A 24,147-nucleotide genomic window follows, 5' to 3' on the forward strand; every position below is an offset into this window, starting at 1 on the left:
GTGATCCCGCTGAACGACACCACGACGCAACTGCTCCTGCTCGCCGCCCTCGTGCTGCCCCTGCTCGGCTCGGGCGCCGCCCTGCTGCCCCGGGCGCCCCGGTGGCTCGGCCAGTGGCTGGGCGTCGGCGTCACCGGCGCGGTGCTCGTCGCCACGCTGCTGCTGGCCGCCGGGTTCGACCACGACAACCCCGGGACCATCCAGGCCGAGAGCGACGTGAGCTGGATCCCGGCCCTGGACGTGCGGCTGCACTTCGGGGTGGACGGGATCTCCCTGCCGCTGCTCGTGCTGACCGCGCTGCTGACGTTCCTGTGCGCGCTGCACACCCGGGCCCGGCCGCCGGCCGGCCCGCGGCCCGCGGTCTTCGTGTCGTTCCTGCTGCTGCTGGAGGCCGGCACGCTGGCCACGTTCGCCGTGCTCGACCTGGTGCTGTTCTTCCTCGCCTTCGAGATGGTGCTCATCCCCATGTACTTCCTCATCGCCCGCTGGGGCGGGGAGGGGCGCGGGCCGGCGGCGTGGCGGTTCATCCTCTACACGGTGCTCGGCTCGGTGGTGATGCTGCTGGGCCTGCTCGTCATCGGCATCGGCGGCGGCACGTTCGACATGGTGGAACTCGCCGAGGCGCACGGCGCCGGCCTCGGCCACGGCACCCAGGTGCTGGCGGTGCTGGCGCTGGGCATCGGATTCGCCGTCAAGACGCCGATGTGGCCGCTGCACAGTTGGCTGCCGGACGCGCACACCGCCGCCCCCACCACCGGGTCGGTGCTGCTGGCCGGCGTGCTGCTGAAGATGGGTACCTACGGCCTGGTCCGGATCGCGCTGCCGATGGCGCCGGAGGGCATGGAGACGTTCGCGCCCTATCTCGGGGCGTTCGCCGTGGCCGGCATCGTCTACGGCTCGCTGGCCTGTCTGGCGCTGGGGCGGCCGGGCGCGGGCGGCGACCTCAAGCGGCTCATCGCGTACTCGTCCGTGGGGCACATGGGCTTCGTGCTGCTGGGCATCGCCACGCTGACGCACACCGGCGTGAACGGCGCGCTGTTCGCCAACATCGCCCACGGCCTGGTCACCGGCCTGCTGTTCTTCCTCGTCGGGGCCCTGAAGGAACGCACCGGCTCCACCGACCTGGACACGCTCGCCGGGGCGGGCGGCGCCGCGCTGTACGGGCGGGCGCCGCGGTTCGGCGGCGTGCTCGTCTTCGCCGCCGTGGCCTCGCTGGGGCTGCCGGGGCTCGCCGGGTTCTGGGGCGAACTGCTCGCGTTGCTCGGCGCGTTCCACCCGGCCGACGGGCTCAGCCGGCCGGCGTTCCTCACCTTCCTCGCGGTCGCCGCGTTCGGCACGCTGCTCACCGCCGCCTATCTGCTGCTCGTCGTCCGCCGCGTCTGCATGGGCGACACCCCGGGGGAGGGGCAGCGCCTGCCCGATCTGCGGGGCTTCGAGTACGCCGCGTTCGCCCCGCTGGTGGTGCTCACCGTGCTGGCCGGGCTGTGGCCGGCCGTGCTGCTCGACCTCACCGATCCCGCCGTGCAGAACCTCCTGCCGGGAGCCGTCCGATGAACCTCGTCCAGTCCGTCGAATGGGCCGTCGTCGCGCCCCCGCTGATCGCCGCCGTCGCCGCGGTGGCCGTTCTCGTCGCCGACCTGTTCCTGCCCGAGGGGCGCAAGGCGGTGCTGGGCTGGCTCGCCGCGGGCGGGCTGGCGCTGGCCGCGCTCGCGCTGCTGCCGCTGCGCGCGGGAGACCGGGCCACGTTCTGCCTGCCGGACGACCCGGCGCTGTGCTCGTACGCGGCCGACCGGTTCGCCGTCATCGTCCAACTCCTCGTCCTCGGCGGCGCGTTCCTCGTCGCGCTGCTCTCCGTCCCGGAGACGGGCGGAGCGGCGGGGGGCGACGGGAAGCCGCTGCCCGGCGGGGAGTTCTGGTTCCTGCTGCTGTCCTCCGCCTCCGGCGCGGCGCTGCTGCCCGCCGCGCGCGACCTCGCGACCCTGATCATCGCGCTGGAGGTGACCACGCTCCCGGCGTACGCGCTCGTCGCGCTCCGGCGCAGCGGCACCGGGCCCGAGGCGGCGCTGAAGTTCTTCCTGTCGTCGGTCACCGCGACGGCGGTGGGGCTGCTCGGCGTCAGCTTCGTGTACGCCGCGGCGGGCAGCCTCTATCTGGCCGAGATCGCCGAGGGGTTGCCGGAGGCCGATCCCCGGCTGGCCACCCTCGCGGAAGCCGGGGTCGTGCTGACCCTGGTCGCGTTCGCGTTCAAGACGGCGGCCGTGCCGTTCCACTTCTGGGTCCCGGAGACGTATCTCGGCGCGCCGCTGCCGGTGGCCGGCTATCTGTCGGTGGTCGGCAAGACGGCGGGGCTGGCCGGGCTCATCCTGGTCACCGCCGAGGCGTTCCCGGGCTATGGCGACCTGTGGGGGCCGGCGCTGGCGGTGCTGGCCGGGCTCACCATGACCGCGGGGAACGTCGCCGCGCTGCGCACCGATCCGGCGGCGCCGGGCAGCGCCGTCCGGCTGCTGGCCTGGTCCTCGATCGGGCAGGCGGGGTATCTGCTGGTGCCGATCGCGGCGGCGGCGTACGCCGAGGACACGGTGGGCACGACCGTCGCGTACGCGCTGATGTACGGCGCGGTGAACCTGGGCGCCTTCGCCGTGGCCGCGTATGTCGCCCGGCACCGGGCGGCGCACCGGATCGCGGACTACCGGGGGCTGTGGGCGCGGCAGCCGCTGGCCGCGCTCGCCCTGGCGTTCTTCCTGCTGTGCCTGGCGGGGCTGCCGCCGGGCGTGATCGGGCTGTTCGCCAAGGTGGCCGTCTTCGAGACGGCCGTGGCCGGTGACCTCGGGGTGCTGGCCGTGGTGATGGCGGTCAACGTGGTCATCGCCCTCTACTACTACCTGCGCTGGGCGGCCGTGCTCTTCACGGGCGGTGAGGAGGCGGCGGGGGAGCCGGCCGGGGAGGCCGTCGCCGAGGCCGGGCCGGGGCTCGTGACCGAGGGGGGAGCGGCCGTGGCCACCCGGCCGGCGGTGCCGCTGCCGCTGATGGGGGCGATCGTCCTGGCGGCCGGCGCGGGTCTCGCGCTGTCCGGCGCCCCGCAGCTCGTGCTCACTTTCGTGTCGGGCACCTTGTTGTAGACGCAGGAAGGCCGGGGTCTGCCTGACACGGGGAACGGAATTCCCTCGAATGGCGTTGTGCACTTCGGGAGTGTCCACTGTTAGTGGAGAAACTCCGACATCCGGGTCCATCCGGGCACCCCCACACTGCGCTACCTGGAGGGCACACCGTGCACCGCCGGCACAATGGACTGAAGACGGCCGCCCTGCTCGGCGGCATGTCCGCGTTGATCTTGATCATCGGCAGCTTCTTCGGCCGGACCGGGTTGGTCATCGCCCTGCTGATCGCCCTCGCGACCAACGGCTACGCCTACTGGAACAGCGACAAGCTCGCGCTCCGTTCCATGCGCGCCCGGCCGGTCGGCGAGTTCGAGGCGCCGGAGCTCTACCGCATGGTCCGGGAGCTGGCCGGGCAGGCCCGGCAGCCCATGCCCCGGCTGTACATCTCCCCGACCGAGGCGCCCAACGCGTTCGCCACCGGACGCAACCCGCGCAACGCCGCCGTGTGCTGCACCGAGGGCATCCTCCGCCTGCTCGACGAGCGCGAGCTGCGCGGCGTCCTCGGCCATGAGCTCAGCCACGTGTACAACCGGGACATCCTGATCTCCTCGGTCGCGGGCGCCATGGCCTCGGTGATCATGTTCCTGGTGAACTTCGCCTGGCTCATCCCCTTCGGCCGCGACGACGACGAGGGCGGTCCCGGCATCGTGGGGATGCTGCTGCTGCTGATCCTCGGCCCGGTCGCCGCCGGGCTCATCCAGCTCGCCATCAGCCGCTCCCGGGAGTACGAGGCGGACGCCTCCGGCGCCCAGCTCACCGGCGACCCGCTCGCGCTGGCCAGCGCCCTGCGCAAGCTGGAAGCGGGCACCCAGCGCCGTCCGCTGCGGCCGGAGCCACAGTTGGAGACGACCAGCCACATGATGATCGCCAACCCGTTCCGCAGGGGCGAGGGTCACGCCCGCATGTTCTCCACCCACCCGCCGATGGCCGAGCGCATCGCCCGCCTGGAGCGGATGGCCGGCGGCCGTTACTGAGGCACCGGCGCCGCCGGGTTGACCCCGAGCGGGCCGGTGTCCATCCGGGCGGTGCCCATCGGGGAAAACCCCGGGCCGGTGCTCCCCCGGCCGGAGGATGCGGCCCCCACCCGGGCGTGGTCATGCTGGAGAGGTGAAGACACTCCTCAACGTCATCTGGCTGATCTTCTCGGGGCTGTGGATGGCGCTCGGCTACGCCCTGGCCGGCCTGGTCTGCTTCGCGCTGGTCGTCACCATCCCCTTCGGCATCGCCTGCTTCCGCATAGCCCGCTATGGCCTGTGGCCCTTCGGCCACACGGTGACCGAGCGGCGCGACGCGGGCCTGGCCTCCGGCGTGGGGAACGTGATCTGGCTGATCGTCGCGGGCATCTGGATCACGATCGGCCACATCCTGGCGGGCATCGGCTTCTGTGTGACGATCATCGGCATCCCGTTCGGCATCGCGCACTTCAAGATGGTCCCGGTCTCGCTGATGCCGCTGGGCCGCGAGATCGTGCCGACGGCCGCCGCCTACCCCGGCTACCGCTGGCGTTGACCCCCGACCGGACCCCGATGCCGTCCGGGCCGTCCCCCCAGGGACGCCCCGGACCGTGATCGGCGGCCGGTCATTTGCGCTCGCGATCCAACCGTTAAGCGCACCGGCCGCCGCGCCGTTACTGCTCGGCGGTCCCCGCCCGGGAGGCCGCGCGGCGCTCGCGGAGAATACGGACGCCCTCGTGCACGGCGGCTATCGTCAGCGCGAGGCCGAGGCCCATGGCGACCCCCAGCAGCGGGTTGTGCTCGAAGGCCGAGCCGCCGACGAAGCCGATCCCTGCCGAGTAGATCGCCCAGCTCAGCGCCGCGACGGCGTCGTAGCGCGAGAAGGACTTCAGCGGATACTTCGTCGCCCCCGTGGTGAGCGTGGCGGCGGTACGGCCGCCGGGGATGTAGCGGGCGATGATCAGCATGACGCCGCCGCGCTTCTCCAGCATGTCCCCGACCCGGTCGTATGCCTTCTGTGTGCGGCTGCCCGGCTTCAGCCGGGCATAGATGCGGGCACCGGATTTGCGCCCTATGTAGTAGGAGATGTGGTCGCCGGCGAAGGCGCCGAGCGCCGCCACGACGATGATGAGAAACAGATTCGGGTTGCCGTCGGCCGCCGCGAAGACCCCCAGGGTGACCACCAGGGTCTCGCTGGGCACCACGGGGAAGAAGCCGTCCAACTTTGCGACGGCGAATAGTGCCAAGTACACCCAGGGGGTGGCGACAAAGCCTTCGATTGCCTGGAGGATCGCGTTATCCACGAAGCTAAGCCTAGGCAATTACCCAGAGATCGCGGACCTGCCCTTCGGCAACGGTCCGTCTTACTTTCGTCATGTTCTTGTCCCGGAGCCGGCCGGGGCCGCCCCGGAACCGCCTCAGAGCCAGCCGTTGCGGCGGAATCCCCGGTGCAGCAGAAGGCAGGCAGTGGCGATGACACACAGCACGAGCGGATAGCCGAACGTCCACCGCAACTCGGGCATGTGGTCGAAATTCATGCCGTACACCCCGCACACCATGGTGGGCACCGCGATGATCGCGGCCCAGGCCGTGATCTTGCGCATGTCCTCGTTCTGCGTGACGGTCACCTGAGCCAGATTGGCCTGGAGAATCGAGTCGATCAGCGAGTCATAGCCCGTGACCTGGTCGGACACCCGCGTGAGATGGTCCGCGACATCGCGGAAATACCTGCGGATGTCCGGGTCCACCATGGGCAGCGGGTGCTCCGAGAGCTGCTGGAGCGGCCGGTCCAGCGGGGCCACGGCGCGCTTGAGCTCCATCAGTTCCCGTTTGAGCTGATAGATCTGCCCGGGGTCGCCCCCGCGCCCCCGGCTCTCCGCGAAGACCGCCTCCTCCACCTCGTCGATGTCGTCGCGCACGGCCGCCGCGACATCGAGATAGTGGTCCACCACGTGGTCGGCGATCGCGTGCAGCACGGCGGACGGCCCCTTGGCCAGATGGTCGGGCTGCGCCTCCAGGTCCTCGCGCAGCGGCCCCAGGGAGCCATGCCCGCCGTGCCGCACGGTCACCACGAAGTCCCGCCCGGTGAAGACCATGATCTCGCCCGTCTCCACCACCTCGCTGGTCGCGGTGAGCCGGTCGTGCTCGACGTACCGCACCGTCTTGAGCACGGTGAACAGCGTGTCGTCGTACCGCTCCAGCTTCGGCCGCTGATGGGCGTGGACGGCGTCCTCCACGGCGAGCGGGTGCAGCCCGAAGAGCTCCGCCACCACGGAGAACTCCTCCTCGCTCGGCTCGTGCAGCCCGATCCACACGAACCCGCGCCCGGGCCGCCGGCGAACGTAACCGATCGCCTCCTCCGCCCCCCGCTTGCCCTCCTGCCGCACGCCGTCCCGGTAGACGGCGCAGTTCACCACGGCGCTGCCCAGCGGGGAACGCGCCGGATGCGAGAGATCCACCTTGGCGGCCGTCCCACCCGTCCCGTCCCCCGCCCCGCCACGCGGGCGCCCCTGGGCGCGACGGACCGCCTTGCGGAGGTTGCGGATCATGGACACGTGGGGCTCCCGTGGCTCAGCGGTAGTTGACGAACTGCACGGCGAAGTCGAAGTCCTTCTCGCGCACCAGCCGCTGCACCTCCTGCAACGCGTCCCTGCTCTTGGAGGTCACTCGCAGCTCGTCGCCTTGAACCTGGGCCTTCACGCCCTTGGGCCCCTCGTCCCGGATCAGCTTGGCCACCTTCTTGGCGTCGTCCGCGGAGATGCCCTCCTTGATGGTGGAGAACAACTTGAACTCCTTGCCGGACGCCTGCGGCTCCCCCGAGTCCAGGGCCTTGAGGGAGATGCCGCGCTTGACGAGCTTCGACTGGAAGATGTCGAGTACGGCCCGGGCCCGCTCCTCGGCATTGGCCCGGATCTCGATCCGCTCCCCGGACCACTCGATCGAGGCGCCGACGCCACGGAAGTCGTAGCGCTGCGAGATCTCCTTGGACGCCTGGTTGAGGGCGTTGTCGACCTCCTGCCGGTCGACCTTCGAGACGATGTCGAAACTGGAGTCGGCCATGGTGTGTCAGGCTCCTCACGGATTGCTCGTCGGGCTGGGTCGGCGCACAGCCTAGCCACCCGCAACGAGGATCAACCCCGCACAACCGAGTGGCGGACCACCCCCCAGGATCGGGTATGGTTTACCGCGTTGCCAGGCGGTGTGCCCGAGTGGCCAAAGGGAGCAGACTGTAAATCTGCCGGCTCAGCCTTCCCAGGTTCGAATCCTGGCGCCGCCACAGACGGGCCTAAGCGGCCCTGACCTGCGGAGTAGCGTCCCCGTCGTCATCATCTTCATCAGACGGCGCGGGGCGCTTTTCGTTTTCTGGGTCCGTGTGAGCCCGAGGTGAGCCCGACGGTCCGTCGTCCGTCCGCGTGCGCCCCCGCGGGACGACGCCGGCGGCCTTCTCGGCGATCTCGCGATCTACCTCCGGGAGGAGGCTGGTGTACGTGTCCGACGTGAGCGCGATCGTGGAGTACCTAAGAACCTCCTTGATCGCGTGAATGTCGGCGCCGGCGCGATGCAGGACGGTGGCGGTCACGTGCCGGAGATCGCGGAGGTTGATGGGCGGCAACCCGGCGCGCTGGGCGATGCGGTCGAAGAGGTCGGAGACCGCGTCGGGGTGCAACCAGGACCCGTCTTCCTTCGTGAAGAACTTCCCCGTGTCCTGCCACGCCTCGCCCCACTCCAGCCGTTCCCGTGCCTTGCGTGCCTTGAAGGCGCGGAGCACGCTCACGGTGACGCTGTCGAGCCCGATCGTTGCGGCGCTGCCGTCCGTCTTGGGCTTGGTCTCGTGCACCTCGCCCCGGAAGACGACGAGCTCTTTCGCGGGGGTGAACAGTCCCTCGTCGAGGTCGATGTTTGCCTCGTCCGCCCCGACAGCTTCGCCGCGGCGCGGGCCGCGGAAGCCGATGAGGTGGAACAGGGCGTATAGGCGCTCGCCCTCTGCCTCGTCGAGGAACGCCCCGAACTGGGCGGGCGTCCACACCATCACCGGGCCGGGTATCTCGCCAGTCTCTTCCCAGCGCCGCACACGCTCGGCGGTCCACAGCAGCGGCTTAGGCCGCTTCCCGCTGTCGAGCTCGACGTACGTGGCGGGGTTGAACGTGATGAGCTGGTGCCGGATGGCGGTGTTTAACGCGGTGCGCAGCGTGGCCCTGATGCGCTGCCGCGTCCCTGCCTCGGTGGTCTTCCTGAACGGCTCCATCTCGGCGAGCTTCGCCCGCTCGGCGGCCAGGCGTTCGCGCTCGGCGGCCGGCGGCCTGCCCTTACCGCGCCACTTGCAGCGCTCAACCTGCTCGCGCCTCGCGGCGTTCTGCGACTCGATGACCTCGTTTTCATCCTTGATGGCTTCGAACATCTCGGACAGGTTGCCGATGTGCAGCCGGTCGAGGCGCACGTGACCGATGCGGGGTTTGAGGTGGTAGCGCACGTGCGATTCGTAGGTGCGGTTGGTGTTCTCGCGGGTCTTCTTGCCGGCGAGCCACTGGTCGAGCCACTCGCCGACGGTCAGTCGCGCGGTGAGGGACTGATGGGAGCGGAACCGGCGTGCCGTCTCGTCGTAGTCGGGTATCGGTTCCTTCTGCGAGGAGACGGTTTCGAGGAGATCGCCGATGCGCGTACGTCCCTCGTGGTCGTCCTGGCCGGGGATGCTGAGCAGCGCGCGCACCTTGTCGAGGTCTGCCTGCGCCGTGGTGGTGTTCTCGTACCCGCCTCGGCGGAAGGTGCGGCGCGTGCCGTCTCCGCGGGGCGGTAGCTCCTGCCGGACGTTCCACACACCGTGCCGTCGGCTCGTGAGCTTGGGGCACGACTGGCCGTACTGCTTCCCGGTCTCGGGGTCGCGGCAGGCACAGCGCCGGAATGTTGAGCCCTTCAATCGTCTTCCCTTCGTGGTTGTGGGTTATCGAGGTGTTGCAGATCCGCCGGGAGAGTCGGCGGCGTGATGCCGCCCCGGCGGAACTCTTGGCGCGCGGCGCGGACGGCGCGGGCGAGTTCCTCGGCCTTGCGGTCCTCGGCTTCCGCCGCGCGTTGCCATGACTGGGCGTCGCCGTCGGTGGCTGCCGCACTGGCTCGGGCGCGAAGGCGTGCGGCGCTGTTGCGCGTGCGGAGGACATCCGCGATCAGCTCGTCATGGACGCGGAAGGCGCCGGCGGGGTCTTGGCTGGTGGCGTAGATCCGCTGGCCGTACTCGGTGTCGTAGAACGCGGTCGGCGTGACGGATTCGCTCGGGGCCTCGCCGGGGAATGGGCTCTCGCCGGTGGCCCACTTGACGGCGTCCCAGGCGGGGGTCGTCCGTCCGGGCAGGGGCTCGGCGGTGGGGGTACTGCCGAGGCGGAACAGCAGCGTGACCGGTGAGAGGTCCAGCGCGCGAGCGAGGACGAGCAGCTCGGGCACGGTCAGGGTATGGCGGCGGCCGGTCTCCATGTTGGCGATGACGGCGCGGGCGATGGGCAGGCCCAGTTGCGCGCATCGGTCGGAGAGTTGCTGTGCGCTCAGTCCGCGGCTGAGGCGCCAGGTGCGGACTTCTGACGCGATGCCGCGGCAGAGGCGGGCAGGCCATTCTTCCGGCGAGTCTTGTGTCACAGCAGCACAATATATCATCGTGATTGATACGTTATGGCACGGATCGGAGTACGGTGGTGGGAGAGTCGGCCAGAGTCCGGAGGTGCATTGCGTCGATGACTCGTCCCATGAAGGAGGCGGAAGCGCCCCGCGAGATGACCCACGCTGAACTGCTGGCCCTACCGGTGAGCTTCTCGCTCGACGTCGCCAACCGGGCCCTGAGTCTGGGGCGAACCACGGGGTTCGCCCTGGCCAAGCAGGGTCAGTACCCCATTCGCGTACTGCGGTTGGGCAGGCAGTACCGATGCACGCGGTACGACTTGCTGCGCTATCTCGGGGTCCTGGTTGACGACGTCGAGGGAGTCGAGCGAACGGAAACAGCCAAGCAGTAGGGCCGTTGAGCGCTTCCGCCCGTGGCCCTGGTTCCCGCTGTGGCGGGGGTCGGGGCCACGGGCGCGCCCGCCTCGGCCTGGCTCATGCGATGGAGCCGCCGTCACAGACGAGACGACAGTTAACCGAGTGGCGATAAACGACCAATGAATGTCAACTCGCTGGGCTTCGACGCCGTGCAGCAGGGTCGGCCCCACGCCCCGGGCGGCCTTTGCGATGGAGCGTCCGGGGCGCGGGGTGATCACTTCTTACCCTTGGGTAGTGGCCGAAAACCTATCCTGTCAGGAATATGCCAACCGCTTGTGCCCGTGACGTCTGTCGGGCGGTGCCTGCCCAGGGGGCCGTGCCCGTTGGGGAGCCTCGGGCGGGTGCGCGGTGTCACTGTTCGGTGGGTGGTGTGAGGTCGTGCGGGTGGGGGCCGTGGTTGAGATTGGGGGCGCAGTCGGGGCAGGCGTACAGCGTCACCTCGGGGTCGCTCGCCTGCTTGATGCGGCGAACTTCGACCGGGGCGCGTGTCTCCCGCTTGCAGCGGCAACAGATAGCGGTGGTCATGCTCCGACCGCCACGGGTGGTGTGCGGCTGTCGGGGCGGACGTGCACGCCGTGAATCGTGGTTGGGCCCACGTCGATACCGCGCAGTGCCATCTCAAGTGCCCAGCGGCGTTCGGCCTGTGCGAGGTGCTCGGCGTCGTCGGAGTGCCGGCGGGGCGCGGTGAGGTAGGGGCGTACCGGGTTGAGCGTGACCGTGAAAGGCTGCCGCTCGGCGACTTCGCGGGCCTCGGGGCCCATGTGTTCTGGTAGTGGGCGGCGGCGAAGTGCGGGGATGGCGGACTGTGCAGGGGCGGGGGTGGGGCGGTGCTCCCTGTGGCCTTTGTGCAGCAGGGATGCGCGGCGGGTTTGGAGTCCGCGGCGAAGTAACGAGCACAGCCATGTAACGGCGCACACGATAAGGTCTGTCACGTTCGTCAGCTCCCTATTAGCTGATGGGCTGTGCCCCGGCCGACGGCCTGCCTGCCGTGGTCGGGGCTTTCGTGTTGGGTTCGACGATAGGCGAACTTGTCTACCCTCGTCTATATACATATGGCGCGGAGGGTGTACAGGCGCGCACGTCTACGGTTGCGGGTATGGCTGCGGGAGAGATCGATCACGGGTCGCCGACGCCGGTCTATCGGCAGATTGCGGCGCTCCTCATCGCCGACATCGAGCGCGGCGACCTGAAGGTGAACCGCAAGATCCCCTCAGAGTCCGATCTCGTGAAACGCTTCGGCGTCGCCCGCGATACCGCGCGGAACGCGGTGCGGCACCTGCGCGAGCAGGGATACGTCTTCACCGTGCCGCAGCGCGGAACCTACGTCGCCCAGCGGCCATCAACCGGCGGTGAGGCGCCCGACGCTGCGGGCCCTGAGTAGCGGTGTGCCCCGCCGGTTGGGCGGGGCACAGGCGGGATGGGATCGCTAGGTGGGTGTGAGGCGTACGTGCCATTTCCCCCGGGCGAGGGTGGTGGTGCCGTCGGGCTTGATGAAGACGCGGGAGCCGCGTACGGGCAGCTCGCCGTGGTGGAGCCAGTAGCCGCGCACGTCGTCCAGCAGCGCCCACAGTCGGCGGGGTCCCCCTTGGTACACGGTGGGCAGTCGGTCGCCGCGCCCGCTGGCGCGGGCCCATGAACCGTCCGGGTGGGCCATGAGGGCGACGCGGTGCTCGCCGTCCTCGCTGTAGTGGTGTTCGATGCCGGGGGCGGCGAGGTCGAGCATCGAGGCGAGGTCCCATGCGTTGGCGACATCGACGACCGGGTAGGGACTGATCGTCACGTCGTCACTGACGGCGTCGCGGGCGGCGTCGAGCAGCTCGCCGACGCCGGGCGGGTAGTCGCCGGCGTCGTGGCGGGCGTGCATGAAACCGGCGCGGTCCCACTCGATGACTCCCTTGGCGCCGCCGTCCGGTTGCTTCTCGGCGGTGACGATGAGGGAGGTTCCGGCGAGGGTGGTGACCAGTCGGCCGCCCGTGCGCAGCGCGGCGAGCCAGCTTGCGGGAATGGGGCGCACGGCCACGGTGGCGACGATGCGATCGAACGTGCCGGGCAGCTCGCCGGTTGCATCCACCGTTTCCAGCCGCGGGGACAGGCAGATGCCGGCGAGGCGTTCGCGGGCGGCATCGACGAGGTAGGGGTCCACGTCCACGCTCGTCACCTGCCGTTCGCCGAGGCGGTAGGCGGCCAGCGCCGCGCCGTAGCCCGAACCGGTGCCGACGTCGAGCAGCTCGTCATCGTCGCCGAGGCGGGCGTGCTGGAACATGCGCACGACCAGGCTCGGCAGGGTGGCCGATGACGTCGGCCTCCCGGTGGGGTGGTCGTCGTCCTCGGCGAGGTCCGCGTGCTGCCCGGCGACAGAGGTGATCACCGATCGATCGGCGTAGGCCGCGGCCTGCCACTGCTCGGGGTCGGCGCGGCCGTCGTGCCGTGTCCAGCCGTCGGGGCCGCGGTGCCACCAGCGCGGTACGAAGCGGTGCCGGGGGATGCCGGCGACCGGCCCGCGCCAGCGTGACGCGGGGTGGGTGACGGCCGCCGCCAAGGCGGCGGCCGGTTGCTCCCAATTCACGCAACAACTCCCAGAGACGGGGGCGGGGCCACGTCGTATGCCGGGTCGCACGCCTCGGTGTTGGCCGGGTCGCAGTCGCCGGAATCGTCCGGCGGGCAGGCGTCGGCGGCCATGGGCACCTTAGCCGCGGTCTCCACCCACCGAGTACCGGCGAAGATGTCGGGCAGGCGCTCCTCGCGCACGTTCCCGGTGGGGAAGTCGCGCGAGAGAATGCAGCCGTACACCTCGCCGTCGGGGCCGACGGCGGCGCGCTGGTGGTAGCAGCGCCCGCACAGCTCCTCCATGCCGGCCGGCGCGCCGTTCTCGGCGGCGCGGCCCACCTTCCGCGTGCGGTCGATGCGGATGTTGTCCACCCCGAGGCGGCGCAGCTCGGCCTCGGCCTGCTCGACGCGCTGCCCCTCGATCACGCGGACGATGCCCACGCGCAGCGGGATACCGCGCGCGAGTGCCTCGCGGATGTTGGCCAGAGTGCGGCCGTGGCTGCCGCGCCCGCCCGTGATCTGCTCGTGTTGGGTCGGGTCGTCGCTGTAGTAGGAGGTCGCCAGGCGCACGCCGTCGCGCTCGAAGCGGCCCCACAGCGAAGGGCGGATGTGGACGAGATTGCTGTACACCTCCACGCCCAGACCGCGGCTCAGGGCGTGGTCGATGAGCGCGGGCAGGTGGGGTGAGAGGGTCGGTTCGCCGCCGATGAACTGCACGGCGGGGATGCGCGCGTGCGCGATGTCGTTGATGACGCGCTGCCAGTCGATCAGGGTCATTGCGCCGGCGTTGGCCTGCGGGCTGCTGTCGGTGCAGCAGTGCGTACATGCCAGGTTGCAGGCGCCGGTCAGCTCCAGTTCAACCGAGCGGATGCCGTCCGCCGGCGCCGGAGTGACGGGGGTGGATGTGGTCACCGTTCGTCTCCTCGGGGTGTGTGGAGGGGTTGCCAGTTCTTGGTGAGCCGGCCCCACGGGCGGCGGCCATCACGTCGGGAAACGTGCACCCGTGGGGCCGGTTGCCCTGCCCCTGCCGGTGGGCGCTTCACCTCTTCCAGTCCCCTCGGCAGGGTGGGCGCTTGGGGGAGTTACGCGGCCGGGGCCGGGGCGAGCCGCTCGGCGCCGTCCGTGGTGTGGCGCGGTGCCTCGGTCAGGGCGCCGCGGAACGTGTCGAGGTCGAAGCTCGCGACGACGAGAGCGTGATCCGATGCGAACCGAACCATTTTGTTGTCGATCACTTCGAGACTGAGCAGGGCAGGGGCGAGGTCGGGCGAGGCGTACAGCCGGTCGATACGCCGGCCGGGCCCCTGGTCCGTGCGCCATAGCGTCGCCGTCGGCGCCAGGGCCTCAGGGCGGCGCAGCTCGGTGTAGGCGTAGTGGCCGAGTTCGACGAAGACCCCACGGCCGGTGAGGATCTCGTCCGGCAGGGTGTCGGACACGCGCTCGCCGTCGCGTTCGATGGTGCGGTGCTCGTAGTGGACTCGGTCCGGGACCTCGTCCCAGTTGGGGAGCGGCGTGATGTCGGCGGGGTCGCGGTGCGGGTAGCTGTTCATGTCGCCCCCGAACAGAACCGCAGCCTCGCCCTTGTCGGCAAGGGACGTAACCCGACGGGCGGTCGTGGCCCGCAGGATCGGGTCGCACCACCACAGATGAAGGCTCGTCAGCTTCAACGGCCGCGTGGTGCCCCGCATCCGCACGGTGAGGATCTTGACCGGCTTCGACACACCACCGTGCCAATCCTGCTCCCCCTCCAACTGGAAGAGCCCGGGACGAATCAACGTGGCGGTGGGGCTGTTCCGCTCCCGGCTGAGCGGCGAGACGTACGACTCCATGCCCAACCGGTGGGCCTCCTCGTCGCGCAGCCGCCCCTCCTCGTCGTACGCGCTCTCCTCCTGCCGGAACAGGATGTCCGGCTGCAAGTGCTCCATGACTTCCAGCGCAACGTCGCGGCGACGGCGCGAGCCGGCATCGAGCCCGTTGCGCTCCACGTTCCAGGTAGCGACGGTCAATGTGTCCCTCAACGCAACTCCCTCTCGTGTCGTGGTGTAACGCGGCTTCCCCCGTGGCCGCGTGGATGGGGTGGAGGGCCCGCCCTCGACCCAGAGCAGAGCGAGGGCGGGCCCGGAGCCCTCGCCGCGCCTTTCCGGGGGGCGGAGAGAAGGAATCCGGCGGGTGGGGGTCACAGGACCGGATTCCAACTGCGCGGCGAGGGGGTCTAGGGGACAGGGCTGGCCCGTTGCGCGTGGCATGACGGCTTGCAGACGGCGAGGTGAACGGGGCGGCCGTTCCAGTACAGCGGCGGGCCAAGAGTCCGGCCCGGACCGCACAGGTAGTAGTCGCACCGCACGCACGCCGCCCCGATGCGCTGCATCGGGGTCAGCCGCGCCAGATCCACGGTCACCAACTCGGCGAAATCGGCCGCCGCGGTCGCCAGACTCCCGGCGTTCCTGCGCCGGCTGTCGTCGTCAGTGTCGAGCCCGTCGCGAACGCGGGCGGCGGCGCGCGCGAGGACCTCGGCCAGGGTGCGGGCCGTGGCGTGGAGGTCGCGCTCCGGTCCAGGAAGCAACGGCATCGCGTCTAACTCGATTTCCGCCTCGCGTATCACCCGGAGGACGGCGGCCTGGTCGTACGGGGGCGCGGGGATGCTCACGGCGTCGCCTCCTGCCATCGCGCCTCGCCGACCGTCAACACGACGCCGAGCTGCTGAGACTGGCACGGCTCGGCCTCGGCCACCGGCGGGCGGGTAGGCGCGTCAACCACGCGCGGCAGTACCACCGTTGCCGTATCCGCGGGCGGCGCGGCGGCGCGCGTCTTGCTGCGGGTGGCTCGGCGCTGGCCGGTCGGCGGCGGTACCACGGGCCACAGCAGCGCCCCGACCACCTTGCCGAGCACATCAAGCGCGTTCACTGGCACCCCTTGCCTTCCAAGTGGTCGTCAATCAGCTTGAAGAGCGCCTCAGCTTTGGCCATGAGGTCGTCGTCGCTGTCGCTGTCGTCGCTCGTGTGGTCGCTCACAGGGAGCGGCGTGGGTTGCTGCGGTGTGGTCATGGGGGGTTCACCTGCCGCTCGTTGCTGTCCGGTGAGTCCTCCCGGCGCTACGGACGGCCGATGGCAAACGCCAACCCCCACCGACAGTGGCCGAGTTCGTACGCCGGGCTACCGGTTACCTCAGAGTGCCTTCACGCGATGTCTCGTGCAAGACTTCACGGCGATGTCCCGTCAATTGAGATTCGAACTCACGACTGGCATTGCGTGACGGGTACTTGGTTGCTTTCATCGTGCGCGAGAGAAGTCCTTCATACTGGGTGAGAGAGGCGGGAACATGGTGGCTGGGGCTACCGGATCGACCGTGCCGCGTCGCCAGCTCGGGCGGCACCTACGGGACTTGCGCAACCAGGCACGGCTGACCGTCCGGGCCGCTGCGAAGAAACTTGAGTGGTCAGAGGCCAAGATGTGGCGTATCGAGACAGGGCAGACCCCGATGCGCAGTCTTGACGTTCAGGCGATGTGCACGGTCTACGGCGCGTCGGAGGAGCTCACCGAGGCGTTGATGGGGCTAGCGAAGGAGACCAAGGCGCGCGGGTGGTGGCACGCATACGGCGACGTCATCCCGGAAGGCTTCGACGTCTACGTCGGGTTGGAGGAGGCAGCGGCGAGCCTGAGCTGGTACGAGAGCGAGGTTGTGCCAGGGCTGCTCCAGACCGAGGGCTACGCCCGCGCCATCATCCGCGCCCACATCCGCGACATCGGCGAGGAGGAGCTCGACGGGCGGGTGCGGCTGCGGGTCGAGCGGCAGACGATTCTGACCCGCGTCACGGACCCGCTACCACTGCGCGTGGCGCTGAGCGAGACGGTGCTGCGCCGTCCCATCGGCGGGCCCGAGGTGATGGTGGAGCAGTTGGCACACCTCGTCTACGTCTCCGAACTGGCGAACATCTCGCTTCGCGTCGTGCCGTTCGCGGCAGGCGAGCACGCCGGGGTCATCAGCGGTCCGTTCGAGATCCTGCGGTTTCCGGTCAACGGCGACGGGATCGATACGGAGCCGCCCACGGTTTACGCGGACGGCTACACGGGGGGCCTCTACCTCGACAAGCCGAGGGAGGTGGAACAGTACGACGCGGCGTTTCAGGAAATCTGGGAGGCATCGCTCGATGAGCAGGCGTCGCGACGCCTGCTCGCTGAGGTGGCAAGGAGCTATGAACAGGGATGATCTCGACCACGCGAAGTGGTTCACGTCGAGTTACAGCAACGGCAACGGATCTTGCGTCGAGGTGGCGTTCGTCCGTTCCAGCTACAGCGCAAATGGCGGGCAGTGCGTCGAGGTGGCCGCCCTCGGTGACGCGATCGCCATGCGAGACAGCAAGGACAAGACAGGCCCCGTATTGACCACCACTGTCGAGGAGTGGCGGGCATTCATTGCCGGTGTGGTCAACGACCGGTTCGGTCAGGTGTAAGCAGTCTCTGACAAAGCAGAACGCGCCCCCGCACCGGGCCTGTTGGCCGGTGCGGGGGCGCGCTGCTGCTCGGTGCGGCGGGGTTACAGGGTTCCGCCGTCGCGAGGTTCCTCGACGGGCGTGGGCAGGGGGTACGTGGGCGGCTCGTCGGGCGGGGTGACGCGGAGCCAGGAAGGCAAGAGCCGCTGCACGCTGTCGAGGGACATGACGGCGGTGACGCCGGCGGCGACGGCGAGGGCGGCGGCGGCCCAGGCGGCGGTGCGGGGGATGCCGGCGGCATCGATGATGGCGGGGAGGGCGGCGGCGAGGCCGAGCAAGGTCTGCAGGATGGTGCGCAGGGTGCGGCGGGTGGCGTCGTTCATGGGGTGGTGTTCTCCTCTTCGGTCAGGTGGTGGGGGTGGTGGTGTCGCCGGCGTCGTCGGTCTCGACATCGAGGCGGGGGTCGGTCGTGGTGGTGGCGTCAGGGGAGCGGCCGGCGGGCGGGTCGGGCGCCTCGTCCGGCGTGAGGGTGCCGCGGGTGTAGGCGGCGAACAGCCGGGTTTCGATGGGGTGCCGGCCGCTGGTGCGGTGTTCGATCTGCACGGCGAGGTCGCCGAGGTACCCGACGCCGTGCAGCGGGCGCGTGATGGTCCTGTTGGTCCATGCGTCGGCGGGCACGTCCCATTCATCGATGACGGCGGCCTCCTCGGCGGCGCTGTGGCGGGTGCGTACGCGGACCCTGCCGCCGTCCTCGGCGTAGCTGCTGACCTTGATGACGGCGACCGCGTTGTGGGCCGGGCCTATGCCGGTCCAGGCGTTGGCCCACTCCTGCGACGTGCTGCGCTGCTCGGCGGTGGGGTAGAGGTAGAGCGGCATGTGCGGCCGGCCGAGGAATCGCCCGCTGTGCCGGTCGTCGCCGAGGAGTACGCGCTCGGCCTCGGCGGTGTCGCGGTTCCACAGGCGCCACGTGCCGCGGTCGGCGTTGCTGCCCTCGACGGTGAGGGCGTATGTGCCGTCGGCGCGGCGTAGCACGGTGCCGAACGCACCATCGGGCCACTGGCCTACGGCGAACGTGGCGAAGTCGGCGCCGGCCGGCGTCACGACAAGTTGCCCGCCGTCCTCGACGCGCACCGTGCCATCGGCAACGCGGGTGAGGGCGGGGCGGGTGGACGCGCGGCCGGCGAGGTCGCGCACGGCGCGTTCAAGCGCGCGGATACGGTCGAGGAGATCAGCGGGGATCGTTGCCATGAGAAGCGGCCTCCAGGGTGAGATCGGCGGTTTCGGGGCGTCCGCGTTCGGGCGGGGTCACGGAGATGCCGACGACGCGGTGCCGGCGGTCGTAGCCGTCGGGGTGCCAGAGGTCATGCAGCCGTAGGCGGACGGTGCGGCCGAGGAGATTGGGCGTCACGTCCTGGCCGAGGAGCACGGTTACCTCGGGGATGACCTGGGAGCGGCGCGCGGCTTGGAAGTCGGCGAGGGCGTGGTCGTCGAGGACGTCGGGGCGGATGGTGTTGTAGTCGCTGGACCCGTCGAGCCGCGGCCAGCCGGCGGCGAGGGCGTCGTCGTCCACGAACAGCCGAGAGAGCAGCGGGCGGGACTCGGCCGCGGCGTTGTCGTTGGCCGTGCCGCCCCTGCTCTGCCAGACGTTCGCGCGCAGGGTGCCGTCGTCCGGGAGGCTGTAGGACTGAACGGGCCCGGGGTGGGTGAGCACCAGGTCGGCGGGGCCGCGGTCGAGGCGGGGGTATCCGAGGTCGAGCTGCTTCACGCGGCGGCCGGTGTCCGGGTCGCGCCGGCACGCTATGCGCCACTCGAACCCGTCGGCGACATCGGCGAGTTCGTCGAGCAGCTCGCGCACGATGGGCTGGTCATGGCGGTCATAGGTGCGTGAGCGCAGCACGCCGGAGGTGGTGGTGCCGTACTCGATGCCGATGTCGCCGCCGCGCTGCTGCTGTACGGCCTCGATGAGGTCGCGGGCGATGTCGAGTTGATCCACGTCCGTCGCGCGGTAGGTGTCGCGCACCATGCGGTGATCGAGGTAGGTGTCGAACGTGCCGGCTTGCAGGGCGACGGTGGCGGACCCGCGTTCATCGATGGTGGGTGTAACGGTCCACAGCACGCCGCCCCACCAGATCGCGCGGTCACGCTCGACCCATACGGCCGTCCGGCCGGCTTGGACGATGGGCCGCAACTGCTCGGCTATCTGCCGGTTGGGGACGGGCAGGGTTCCGGAGAGGCTGCCGGCTTGGCCGATGTAGTCGTCAATGCTGACGTCGTTCAACGGGAGGGTGGCCAGCAGCCGGTCGGTTCGCAGGTCGCACAGCAACACCCGATATGGAGAAGTCGCGGGCATGGGGGTGCCTCCTGTCACCAGTGGGCGGAGCGCCAGCGAAGATCGGCGGCGGCGCGCGGGTCGGGGGTGGCCTCGGGGTTGGCCCGGAACGCGAGCACGTTCTCGCCGGGGGCGAGGGTGAAGGCGTGTTCGGGGTGGCTGCGGGGCGACGCCGTGTCGAGGGCGTTGGTGCCGTCGCCCGTGGTGACGGTGCCGGCGTAGGTGTCGATCACGAGACATTCGCCCGGGTCGAGGGTGAGCCGGTACTCCAGAACAGCGCCCGTGCCGGTGTGCGTCAGGGACGGCGTGTCAACCGGCCCGCGCAGCGTGATCACGGGATGGGTGGGGGCGTCGCCGGCGTTGGTGGCGGTGGTGTAGCCGGTGCTGGCCGGCGTGCCGCGGAGTTCGGTGGTGCCGGGGATGAGGTGCCAGTCGAGGCAGGGTTCCGGGAGTCCGGTTGCCGTCGTCTGCTCGGCGGGGGTGTACCGGCGCGGGTCGGACGCCTCGAACTCGATGGCGCCGCCGGTGGCGATGCCGACGGCGAACGGCGGGGTAATGGGGATGTCGAGCCGGACGGGCCGGACCCATGCCAGCAGCGGGCCGCGGCGGTCGAGGCGGACGAGCAGGGGCTGCTCGTCGGTGGTGACGGCGAGGTGTGCGCGCATCTGCCGCACGGCCTCGCCGGCGTGTCCGGGCTCGGCCCGTATGACGATGTCCTCCAGGCCGACGATGCGGGTCTGTGCCAGCAGCGCGCCGGGGTGGGCACCGTGCGCGCCGGAGCGCAGCACCGTTCCGGAGTCCAGCCCGGGAAGGGCTTCCCACCCGGTAAGGGTGGTCCACCTGTACGGGGTGGCGCGTCCGAGGAGCAGCGCGCCGTACCGGATTTGCCCGGGGGCGAGCGCTGCGGCGTCCTCGGCCACGTCCAGGGGAGGGGTAGAGGTCATGTCATCCTCTCGCTTTCATGCGCCACGCGAGGGCGGCGGCGGTTTGCTCGGGGGTGGCGGTGCCGGCGTGCCAGTGCTCGACGTGCAGCGCGGCGCGGGCGCGGGTGCGGGGCTGCCAGCGCTCGACGTCGGCCGGCGTCGTGGCCGGCGCGGCAGGAGCGGCGAGGGCGGGAAAGGGGACGGCGGGAGCCTCGACGAGGCGGCGCATCGCGCGATCGACCAGCGGCGCGCCGCGCTGGATGCCCTCGACGAGTCCGGCGGGGATCATGCGGCCGATGTCGTCGCGCATCACACGGCTTGGCGAGAAGATTCCGAGCACGTCGCGAACGGGCCCGGGTATGACGTCATCGACCCATCCCGTGATCTGATCGCGCAGCCATCCGCCCATGTCCCGAATTCCGTTCCACAGGCCGCGCACGACGTCCTCGCCGATGCCGTATAGGTCGTCGCCGAGTCCGTCGAAGAACCCTGTTATGCGCCCGGGAAGGCCGCGCACGTAGTCGAGCATCTGGCCTGCCTTGTCGCGCACGCCAGAGCGGATGTCCTCCCAGTGCTGAATAATCCGCCCGACCAAAGTCCAGTTCAGGAAGAAATCCGCGACAGTTCCGGGGATGCCGCGAATGAAATCAACGATGGCGTTCCACGCGCGGGTTGTTGCCCGGCGGATCGTGCCCCAATGGCTGATTATCAGGCCAACCAGTGTGAACGTGAGGAACACGTCAATGGCCTTGTCGGCGGCCCACTTGATCTTTTCCCAGAACCAATTCCACGCGCGGGTTGTGGCGTTCCTGATGGTGTCCCAATGCTGGATGATCAGCCCGGGAAGGGTGAAGTTCAGGAAAAGATCGACCGCGAGATCGGCGGCCCATTTGATCTTGTCCCAGATCCAGTTCCAGACGGCGAGCGTAGCCGCCTTGATGGTGTCCCAGTTGGCGACGATCAGCGCGACCAAGCCGACAACGGCCGCGATGATCAGCGGGATTGGGCCCATCGAGATGAGCCACGCTGCGGCCATCATGGCGGCCCGCGCCGTGGCGGTGGCGCCCATGACGACCCATGCGGCGACCACGCGCGCGGCGGTGGCCGTGGCCATGGCGCCGGCGCGCACCCAACCGGCAAGGATGATCGCGTTCGCTGCCAGGAACGCGCCGGCGCTCGTCGCCGCGGCGGCGCTCTGCGCGGCCCACCCGGTGACCGTGGCGGCGGTGGTGACGCCGGCTTGGACGGCGAGCCGTACCAGGGTCGGCAGCAGCAGCACCGTAATGACGGTGGCGACGGCGGTGAACGCGCCGCGATTCTGCGAGACGAAACCCGCCGCGGTGCCGAACGCCCCGCCGACGGTGCGCAGCGCGCCCACCAGCCCTATTGATGCGGGGATGACGTAGGCTGCGACGACTTCGACGAATCCCTGCCGAAGCGAGCGAGTGAACGCGGTGACTTGCGTTGCGGCGTTGTCGCGCATCGCGGTTCCCGCGGCATCGGCCGCGCCGCGCACGCTGCCCAACGCATTGACTGCGCTGGACGGGTCGAGCGAATAGAGAGCTTGCCCTAGATCCTCCGCTTGAGTTCCGAATAGCTGAATCGCAATGGCGTTGCGCCTAGTTGGGTCCTCAATTCCTCGCAGGGAGTCGAGAACCGTATCGAACGCGGTGGTGGCGCTGGTGCCGCCGCGGCCGAATGCGGCGAACATCTCATCAGCGTTCAGCCCGAGGGCCTCGAAACCGCCGCGCACCCGGTCGCCGCCGGCGACAGCCTCAATGCTGAATTCTTTGATGGCGTCGGCGACGATATCCGCATCGCGCGCGCCGCCTTGCAGCCCCTGTTGCAGCAAGCCCATGGACGTCTGCGCGTCCAGACCCATGGACCGGAATTGGGTGCTGTACTCCGTGAAGGTGTCGAGGAGATCCTCGCTCGCGTTGACGCCTCGCTGTGTTCCGGCTACGAGGACGTCGAGGGCCTGAGAGGCGGAGTCGGCGACGCCGGTGCGCAGCATCTGCCCGACGGCGCGCGAGACGGCCACGACGTCCTCGCCCATGAGCGTGGCCGTGTCGGCAACGCGGGTGCCGAGCTGCTGTATCTGGGCTTGCGTCGCCTCGGGGGGCAGCAGCCCGTTCTGCGCGATGCCGCGGATGACGTCGGCGCCGGCCTGTACGGAATCGACGATCGCCGAGGCGTACAGCTCGCCGGCGGCGTCGCCGGCGACCGCGGCCATGGGGCCGGTCGCGCCGAGCTGCGCCTGCAGCACATCGCCGACTACCTCTTGTTCGAGCGCCTGCGTGATGCCGTCCACCAGGGCGGCGCCGATGCCGGCGCCCAGAGCGGCGGCGCCGAACCCGGAGAGCTGATCCCGGATGCCGGCCAGACCAGAGGCGAACCCGTCGTCATCGACGGTGAGGGTGGCGACGAGCTCGCCGACGTTGAGCGCCACGGGCGGCCCACCCCCCTCCCGTGCGCCGACGGCGCGGTCAGTGCTGGCGTGTGCGTTTGGGGGGTGGCGCGGTGGCGCGCGTGAGCCGAGAATCCGTCGAGAGCAGCGCGAGAATCCGCACGCGCAGCCAGCGCCAGGTACGGGCGCGCAGTAGCTCGCGGTCGCCGACGTCGAGCCCGAAGTGTTCGTGTAGATCGGCCTCGATCAGCGGCCAGTGGTCGAGCAGCGTGACCCAGCTCAGCCCGTCGGCGGCGCGTGCGTGGCGGGGGTGGGTGCCGGGCGGGTACTCGTACCACTCGTAGAGGCCCGAGACTTCGTCGCGTTCGCCCCGCCCGATCGGGCCAGCGCCCTGCGCGTGGCTCGGTTGGGCGGGGCTGCCCGGGAAGGGTCGCCGCCGGTGCGCCAGTAGGTTTCGGCCTGCTCGGTGCCGGACGCGATCCAGATCATCGCCGTGAGCGCGCAGTGTTTGAGCGCCGGCCATGAGACGCCGTCGGCGATCATCCGCGGGTACGTCTCGCCGAGCACCTCGGCGAACAGATCGCGCTCGGCGGCGTCGTCGAGCAGCTCGGCGTCGGCCTCGCCGCCCTGGGCGGCCTTGGCGGCGGCCTGGATGATCGCCTGTGTCCGCAGACCTACCTCGGCGCTCGGCGCCGGAATCGTGTACGTGCTGCCGGCGACGGGCAGCGTGAGGGTTTCGTCGAGCAGCTCGCCGAGCGCCTCGAACGTCGCCATCAGCCGGCCACCCCTGGCACCTCGGGGCCGTCGTCGTCGCCGGCGAACGTCGGCTCGGTGTTCGGGCGCAGCGTGACGACGCCGGCGGGGTTGGCGATGGGCACCAGCGGGCCGGAACCGGACAGGGTCACGCTGATGGTGTCCACCTCATCCGGCCCGCCGCCTTCCGGCTCCCACGTCACCAGCGCCGATCCCTCGTGCGCGTCCTGCGCGCCGAACCGGTCGTAGAACCTGACGTGCACGTAGGACGCGGCGCCGAACGCGAGCGCCGCGCGCCGCAGGAACTCCTGCGCGCCGTTGAACTGCCCGGTTCGGGGGTGGGCGCGATGGGCGAGGGTCATTTCGATCTGCCACGTGAGCATGGTCTTTGCCTGCTCCGCCCAGCCATCCGTGTCGTACGTGGACACGTCCTGAATGGTCGGCTCGGCCGTCGGCGTGAACTCGGTGATCCCCGGGACCAGCGTCCAGCGGGGGGCGGTGGCGCTGCCGGTGGGGACCATGTCCACCTCAAGGCGGTACCGGCGGGCGAGGGCGGTGACGGTCTCGGCCGGCTGCTCCGGCCGGTCCGGCGTCGGCGGGGTGGGCTTGTGCCACGGGTACATGAACGTTCCT

At 70.4% G+C, this 24,147-nt stretch carries 28 protein-coding genes and 1 tRNA gene; 9 read left to right on the forward strand and 20 right to left on the reverse strand.

From position 1 onward, the window contains the following. The 4 genes from RM590_RS29735 to RM590_RS29750 all read left to right on the forward strand — a co-directional run bounded on the left by RM590_RS29735 (position 1) and on the right by RM590_RS29750 (position 4,667). The gene (locus tag RM590_RS29735; RefSeq protein WP_311707850.1) at positions 1–1,554 is read left to right on the forward strand and encodes a complex I subunit 4 family protein; all 1,554 of its coding nucleotides are present in this window, start codon (positions 1–3) and stop codon (positions 1,552–1,554) included. Beyond that, positions 1,551–3,119, forward strand: a complete 1,569-nt coding sequence (locus RM590_RS29740; RefSeq protein ID WP_311707851.1) for an NADH-quinone oxidoreductase subunit N — start codon at positions 1,551–1,553, stop codon at positions 3,117–3,119. Before RM590_RS29735 ends, RM590_RS29740 begins: the two co-directional genes overlap by 4 nt. Before the next feature lie 149 nt (positions 3,120–3,268). Further along, positions 3,269–4,132: a zinc metalloprotease HtpX gene (gene htpX / locus RM590_RS29745; protein WP_311707852.1), complete on the forward strand. Its 864-nt coding sequence runs from the start codon at positions 3,269–3,271 to the stop codon at positions 4,130–4,132. 133 nt (positions 4,133–4,265) lie between these two features. Beyond that, positions 4,266–4,667 (forward strand): YccF domain-containing protein, encoded by a 402-nt coding sequence (locus RM590_RS29750; protein WP_311707853.1) that lies wholly within the window; start codon positions 4,266–4,268, stop codon positions 4,665–4,667. A 118-nt stretch (positions 4,668–4,785) separates the two neighbouring features. On the opposite strand, the gene RM590_RS29755 is transcribed toward RM590_RS29750, so the two are convergent. From RM590_RS29755 to RM590_RS29765, 3 genes are all read right to left on the reverse strand, one after another. Beyond that, positions 4,786–5,415: a DedA family protein gene (locus tag RM590_RS29755; protein WP_311707854.1), complete on the reverse strand. Its 630-nt coding sequence runs from the start codon at positions 5,413–5,415 to the stop codon at positions 4,786–4,788. Positions 5,416–5,529: 114 nt separating this feature from the next. Then, positions 5,530–6,660 (reverse strand): magnesium and cobalt transport protein CorA, encoded by a 1,131-nt coding sequence (locus RM590_RS29760; RefSeq protein ID WP_311707902.1) that lies wholly within the window; start codon positions 6,658–6,660, stop codon positions 5,530–5,532. A 22-nt stretch (positions 6,661–6,682) separates the two neighbouring features. After that, entirely contained in the window at positions 6,683–7,171 is a 489-nt protein-coding gene (locus RM590_RS29765) for a YajQ family cyclic di-GMP-binding protein (RefSeq protein WP_311707855.1), read from the reverse strand. 135 nt (positions 7,172–7,306) lie between these two features. Here RM590_RS29765 and RM590_RS29770 point away from each other — a divergent pair. Further along, positions 7,307–7,388 (forward strand) — tRNA-Tyr (locus RM590_RS29770). Between the two features lie 9 nt (positions 7,389–7,397). Here RM590_RS29770 and RM590_RS29775 read toward each other — a convergent pair. Both RM590_RS29775 and RM590_RS29780 read right to left on the reverse strand, forming a co-directional pair. Next, positions 7,398–9,026 carry a tyrosine-type recombinase/integrase gene (locus RM590_RS29775; protein WP_311707856.1) on the reverse strand — a complete coding sequence of 543 codons (1,629 nt, stop codon included), beginning with the start codon at positions 9,024–9,026 and terminating at the stop codon, positions 7,398–7,400. Next, positions 9,023–9,574: a hypothetical protein gene (locus tag RM590_RS29780; protein ID WP_311707857.1), complete on the reverse strand. Its 552-nt coding sequence runs from the start codon at positions 9,572–9,574 to the stop codon at positions 9,023–9,025. The genes RM590_RS29775 and RM590_RS29780 overlap by 4 nt, the downstream gene beginning before the upstream one ends. Positions 9,575–9,840: 266 nt before the next feature. On the opposite strand from RM590_RS29780, the gene RM590_RS29785 reads away from it, so the two are divergent. After that, the gene (locus RM590_RS29785; RefSeq protein ID WP_311707858.1) at positions 9,841–10,104 is read left to right on the forward strand and encodes an integrase; all 264 of its coding nucleotides are present in this window, start codon (positions 9,841–9,843) and stop codon (positions 10,102–10,104) included. Positions 10,105–10,480: 376 nt separating this feature from the next. Here RM590_RS29785 and RM590_RS29790 read toward each other — a convergent pair whose 3' ends face one another. Beyond that, complete coding sequence (locus tag RM590_RS29790) at positions 10,481–10,654, reverse strand: hypothetical protein (protein ID WP_311707859.1); 174 nt, start codon at positions 10,652–10,654, stop codon at positions 10,481–10,483. Further along, a complete protein-coding gene (locus RM590_RS29795) occupies positions 10,651–10,890 on the reverse strand; it encodes a hypothetical protein (protein ID WP_311707860.1) in 240 nt (79 codons plus the stop codon). Before RM590_RS29795 ends, RM590_RS29790 begins: the two co-directional genes overlap by 4 nt. Before the next feature lie 335 nt (positions 10,891–11,225). Here RM590_RS29795 and RM590_RS29800 point away from each other — a divergent pair, with 335 nt between their 5' ends. Next, the gene (locus RM590_RS29800; RefSeq protein WP_311707861.1) at positions 11,226–11,510 is read left to right on the forward strand and encodes a winged helix-turn-helix domain-containing protein; all 285 of its coding nucleotides are present in this window, start codon (positions 11,226–11,228) and stop codon (positions 11,508–11,510) included. A gap of 45 nt (positions 11,511–11,555) precedes the next feature. On the opposite strand, the gene RM590_RS29805 is transcribed toward RM590_RS29800, so the two are convergent. The 6 genes from RM590_RS29805 to RM590_RS29830 form a co-directional block, all read right to left on the reverse strand. Beyond that, positions 11,556–12,695: a methyltransferase domain-containing protein gene (locus RM590_RS29805; RefSeq protein ID WP_311707862.1), complete on the reverse strand. Its 1,140-nt coding sequence runs from the start codon at positions 12,693–12,695 to the stop codon at positions 11,556–11,558. Beyond that, positions 12,692–13,588, reverse strand: coding sequence for a radical SAM protein (locus RM590_RS29810; protein WP_311707863.1), 897 nt, complete (start codon positions 13,586–13,588; stop codon positions 12,692–12,694). Before RM590_RS29810 ends, RM590_RS29805 begins: the two co-directional genes overlap by 4 nt. A gap of 170 nt (positions 13,589–13,758) precedes the next feature. Further along, positions 13,759–14,658: an endonuclease/exonuclease/phosphatase family protein gene (locus RM590_RS29815; protein WP_311707903.1), complete on the reverse strand. Its 900-nt coding sequence runs from the start codon at positions 14,656–14,658 to the stop codon at positions 13,759–13,761. Between the two features lie 227 nt (positions 14,659–14,885). Then, the gene (locus RM590_RS29820) at positions 14,886–15,320 is read right to left on the reverse strand and encodes a hypothetical protein (protein WP_311707864.1); all 435 of its coding nucleotides are present in this window, start codon (positions 15,318–15,320) and stop codon (positions 14,886–14,888) included. After that, the gene (locus tag RM590_RS29825; protein WP_311707865.1) at positions 15,317–15,577 is read right to left on the reverse strand and encodes a hypothetical protein; all 261 of its coding nucleotides are present in this window, start codon (positions 15,575–15,577) and stop codon (positions 15,317–15,319) included. Before RM590_RS29825 ends, RM590_RS29820 begins: the two co-directional genes overlap by 4 nt. Continuing rightward, positions 15,574–15,717, reverse strand: a complete 144-nt coding sequence (locus tag RM590_RS29830; RefSeq protein ID WP_311707866.1) for a hypothetical protein — start codon at positions 15,715–15,717, stop codon at positions 15,574–15,576. The genes RM590_RS29825 and RM590_RS29830 overlap by 4 nt, the downstream gene beginning before the upstream one ends. A gap of 274 nt (positions 15,718–15,991) precedes the next feature. Here RM590_RS29830 and RM590_RS29835 point away from each other — a divergent pair, with 274 nt between their 5' ends. Beyond that, positions 15,992–16,879 carry a helix-turn-helix domain-containing protein gene (locus RM590_RS29835; RefSeq protein ID WP_311707867.1) on the forward strand — a complete coding sequence of 296 codons (888 nt, stop codon included), beginning with the start codon at positions 15,992–15,994 and terminating at the stop codon, positions 16,877–16,879. Next, a complete protein-coding gene (locus tag RM590_RS29840; protein ID WP_311707868.1) occupies positions 16,866–17,123 on the forward strand; it encodes a DUF397 domain-containing protein in 258 nt (85 codons plus the stop codon). The genes RM590_RS29835 and RM590_RS29840 overlap by 14 nt, the downstream gene beginning before the upstream one ends. A gap of 83 nt (positions 17,124–17,206) precedes the next feature. Here RM590_RS29840 and RM590_RS29845 read toward each other — a convergent pair whose 3' ends face one another. The 7 genes from RM590_RS29845 to RM590_RS29875 all read right to left on the reverse strand — a co-directional run bounded on the left by RM590_RS29845 (position 17,207) and on the right by RM590_RS29875 (position 24,137). Continuing rightward, a complete protein-coding gene (locus tag RM590_RS29845; RefSeq protein WP_311707869.1) occupies positions 17,207–17,485 on the reverse strand; it encodes a hypothetical protein in 279 nt (92 codons plus the stop codon). Between the two features lie 22 nt (positions 17,486–17,507). Then, positions 17,508–18,350 (reverse strand): hypothetical protein, encoded by an 843-nt coding sequence (locus RM590_RS29850; protein ID WP_311707870.1) that lies wholly within the window; start codon positions 18,348–18,350, stop codon positions 17,508–17,510. After that, the gene (locus tag RM590_RS29855; protein ID WP_311707871.1) at positions 18,331–19,452 is read right to left on the reverse strand and encodes a hypothetical protein; all 1,122 of its coding nucleotides are present in this window, start codon (positions 19,450–19,452) and stop codon (positions 18,331–18,333) included. Before RM590_RS29855 ends, RM590_RS29850 begins: the two co-directional genes overlap by 20 nt. Before the next feature lie 14 nt (positions 19,453–19,466). Beyond that, positions 19,467–20,375 (reverse strand): phage distal tail protein, encoded by a 909-nt coding sequence (locus RM590_RS29860; protein WP_311707872.1) that lies wholly within the window; start codon positions 20,373–20,375, stop codon positions 19,467–19,469. Between the two features lies 1 nt (position 20,376). After that, positions 20,377–22,803, reverse strand: coding sequence for a phage tail tape measure protein (locus RM590_RS29865; RefSeq protein ID WP_311707873.1), 2,427 nt, complete (start codon positions 22,801–22,803; stop codon positions 20,377–20,379). Positions 22,804–23,040: 237 nt separating this feature from the next. Beyond that, positions 23,041–23,535, reverse strand: coding sequence for a DUF7426 family protein (locus tag RM590_RS29870; protein ID WP_311707874.1), 495 nt, complete (start codon positions 23,533–23,535; stop codon positions 23,041–23,043). Beyond that, the gene (locus tag RM590_RS29875; RefSeq protein WP_311707875.1) at positions 23,535–24,137 is read right to left on the reverse strand and encodes a phage tail tube protein; all 603 of its coding nucleotides are present in this window, start codon (positions 24,135–24,137) and stop codon (positions 23,535–23,537) included. Before RM590_RS29875 ends, RM590_RS29870 begins: the two co-directional genes overlap by 1 nt. Positions 24,138–24,147: the final 10 nt, after the last annotated feature.

This window comes from Streptomyces litchfieldiae, from assembly GCF_031845365.1.
GTDB lineage: Bacteria > Actinomycetota > Actinomycetes > Streptomycetales > Streptomycetaceae > Streptomyces > Streptomyces litchfieldiae.

What these genes read in the sequence shown, in the direction of transcription:
- RM590_RS29740 (WP_311707851.1), top strand. Translation starts at nt 1,551, where the DNA reads ATGAACCTCGTCCAGTCCGTCGAATGGGCCGTCGTCGCGCCCCCGCTG.
- RM590_RS29760 (WP_311707902.1), bottom strand. Translation starts at nt 6,660, where the DNA reads ATGATCCGCAACCTCCGCAAGGCGGTCCGTCGCGCCCAGGGGCGCCCG.
- RM590_RS29765 (WP_311707855.1), bottom strand. Translation starts at nt 7,171, where the DNA reads ATGGCCGACTCCAGTTTCGACATCGTCTCGAAGGTCGACCGGCAGGAG.
- RM590_RS29780 (WP_311707857.1), bottom strand. Translation starts at nt 9,574, where the DNA reads ATGGAGACCGGCCGCCGCCATACCCTGACCGTGCCCGAGCTGCTCGTC.
- RM590_RS29785 (WP_311707858.1), top strand. Translation starts at nt 9,841, where the DNA reads ATGAAGGAGGCGGAAGCGCCCCGCGAGATGACCCACGCTGAACTGCTG.
- RM590_RS29790 (WP_311707859.1), bottom strand. Translation starts at nt 10,654, where the DNA reads ATGACCACCGCTATCTGTTGCCGCTGCAAGCGGGAGACACGCGCCCCG.
- RM590_RS29795 (WP_311707860.1), bottom strand. Translation starts at nt 10,890, where the DNA reads ATGGGCCCCGAGGCCCGCGAAGTCGCCGAGCGGCAGCCTTTCACGGTC.
- RM590_RS29800 (WP_311707861.1), top strand. Translation starts at nt 11,226, where the DNA reads ATGGCTGCGGGAGAGATCGATCACGGGTCGCCGACGCCGGTCTATCGG.
- RM590_RS29830 (WP_311707866.1), bottom strand. Translation starts at nt 15,717, where the DNA reads ATGACCACACCGCAGCAACCCACGCCGCTCCCTGTGAGCGACCACACG.
- RM590_RS29835 (WP_311707867.1), top strand. Translation starts at nt 15,992, where the DNA reads ATGGTGGCTGGGGCTACCGGATCGACCGTGCCGCGTCGCCAGCTCGGG.
- RM590_RS29840 (WP_311707868.1), top strand. Translation starts at nt 16,866, where the DNA reads ATGAACAGGGATGATCTCGACCACGCGAAGTGGTTCACGTCGAGTTAC.
- RM590_RS29845 (WP_311707869.1), bottom strand. Translation starts at nt 17,485, where the DNA reads ATGAACGACGCCACCCGCCGCACCCTGCGCACCATCCTGCAGACCTTG.
- RM590_RS29850 (WP_311707870.1), bottom strand. Translation starts at nt 18,350, where the DNA reads ATGGCAACGATCCCCGCTGATCTCCTCGACCGTATCCGCGCGCTTGAA.
- RM590_RS29855 (WP_311707871.1), bottom strand. Translation starts at nt 19,452, where the DNA reads ATGCCCGCGACTTCTCCATATCGGGTGTTGCTGTGCGACCTGCGAACC.
- RM590_RS29860 (WP_311707872.1), bottom strand. Translation starts at nt 20,375, where the DNA reads ATGACCTCTACCCCTCCCCTGGACGTGGCCGAGGACGCCGCAGCGCTC.
- RM590_RS29870 (WP_311707874.1), bottom strand. Translation starts at nt 23,535, where the DNA reads ATGGCGACGTTCGAGGCGCTCGGCGAGCTGCTCGACGAAACCCTCACG.
- RM590_RS29875 (WP_311707875.1), bottom strand. Translation starts at nt 24,137, where the DNA reads ATGTACCCGTGGCACAAGCCCACCCCGCCGACGCCGGACCGGCCGGAG.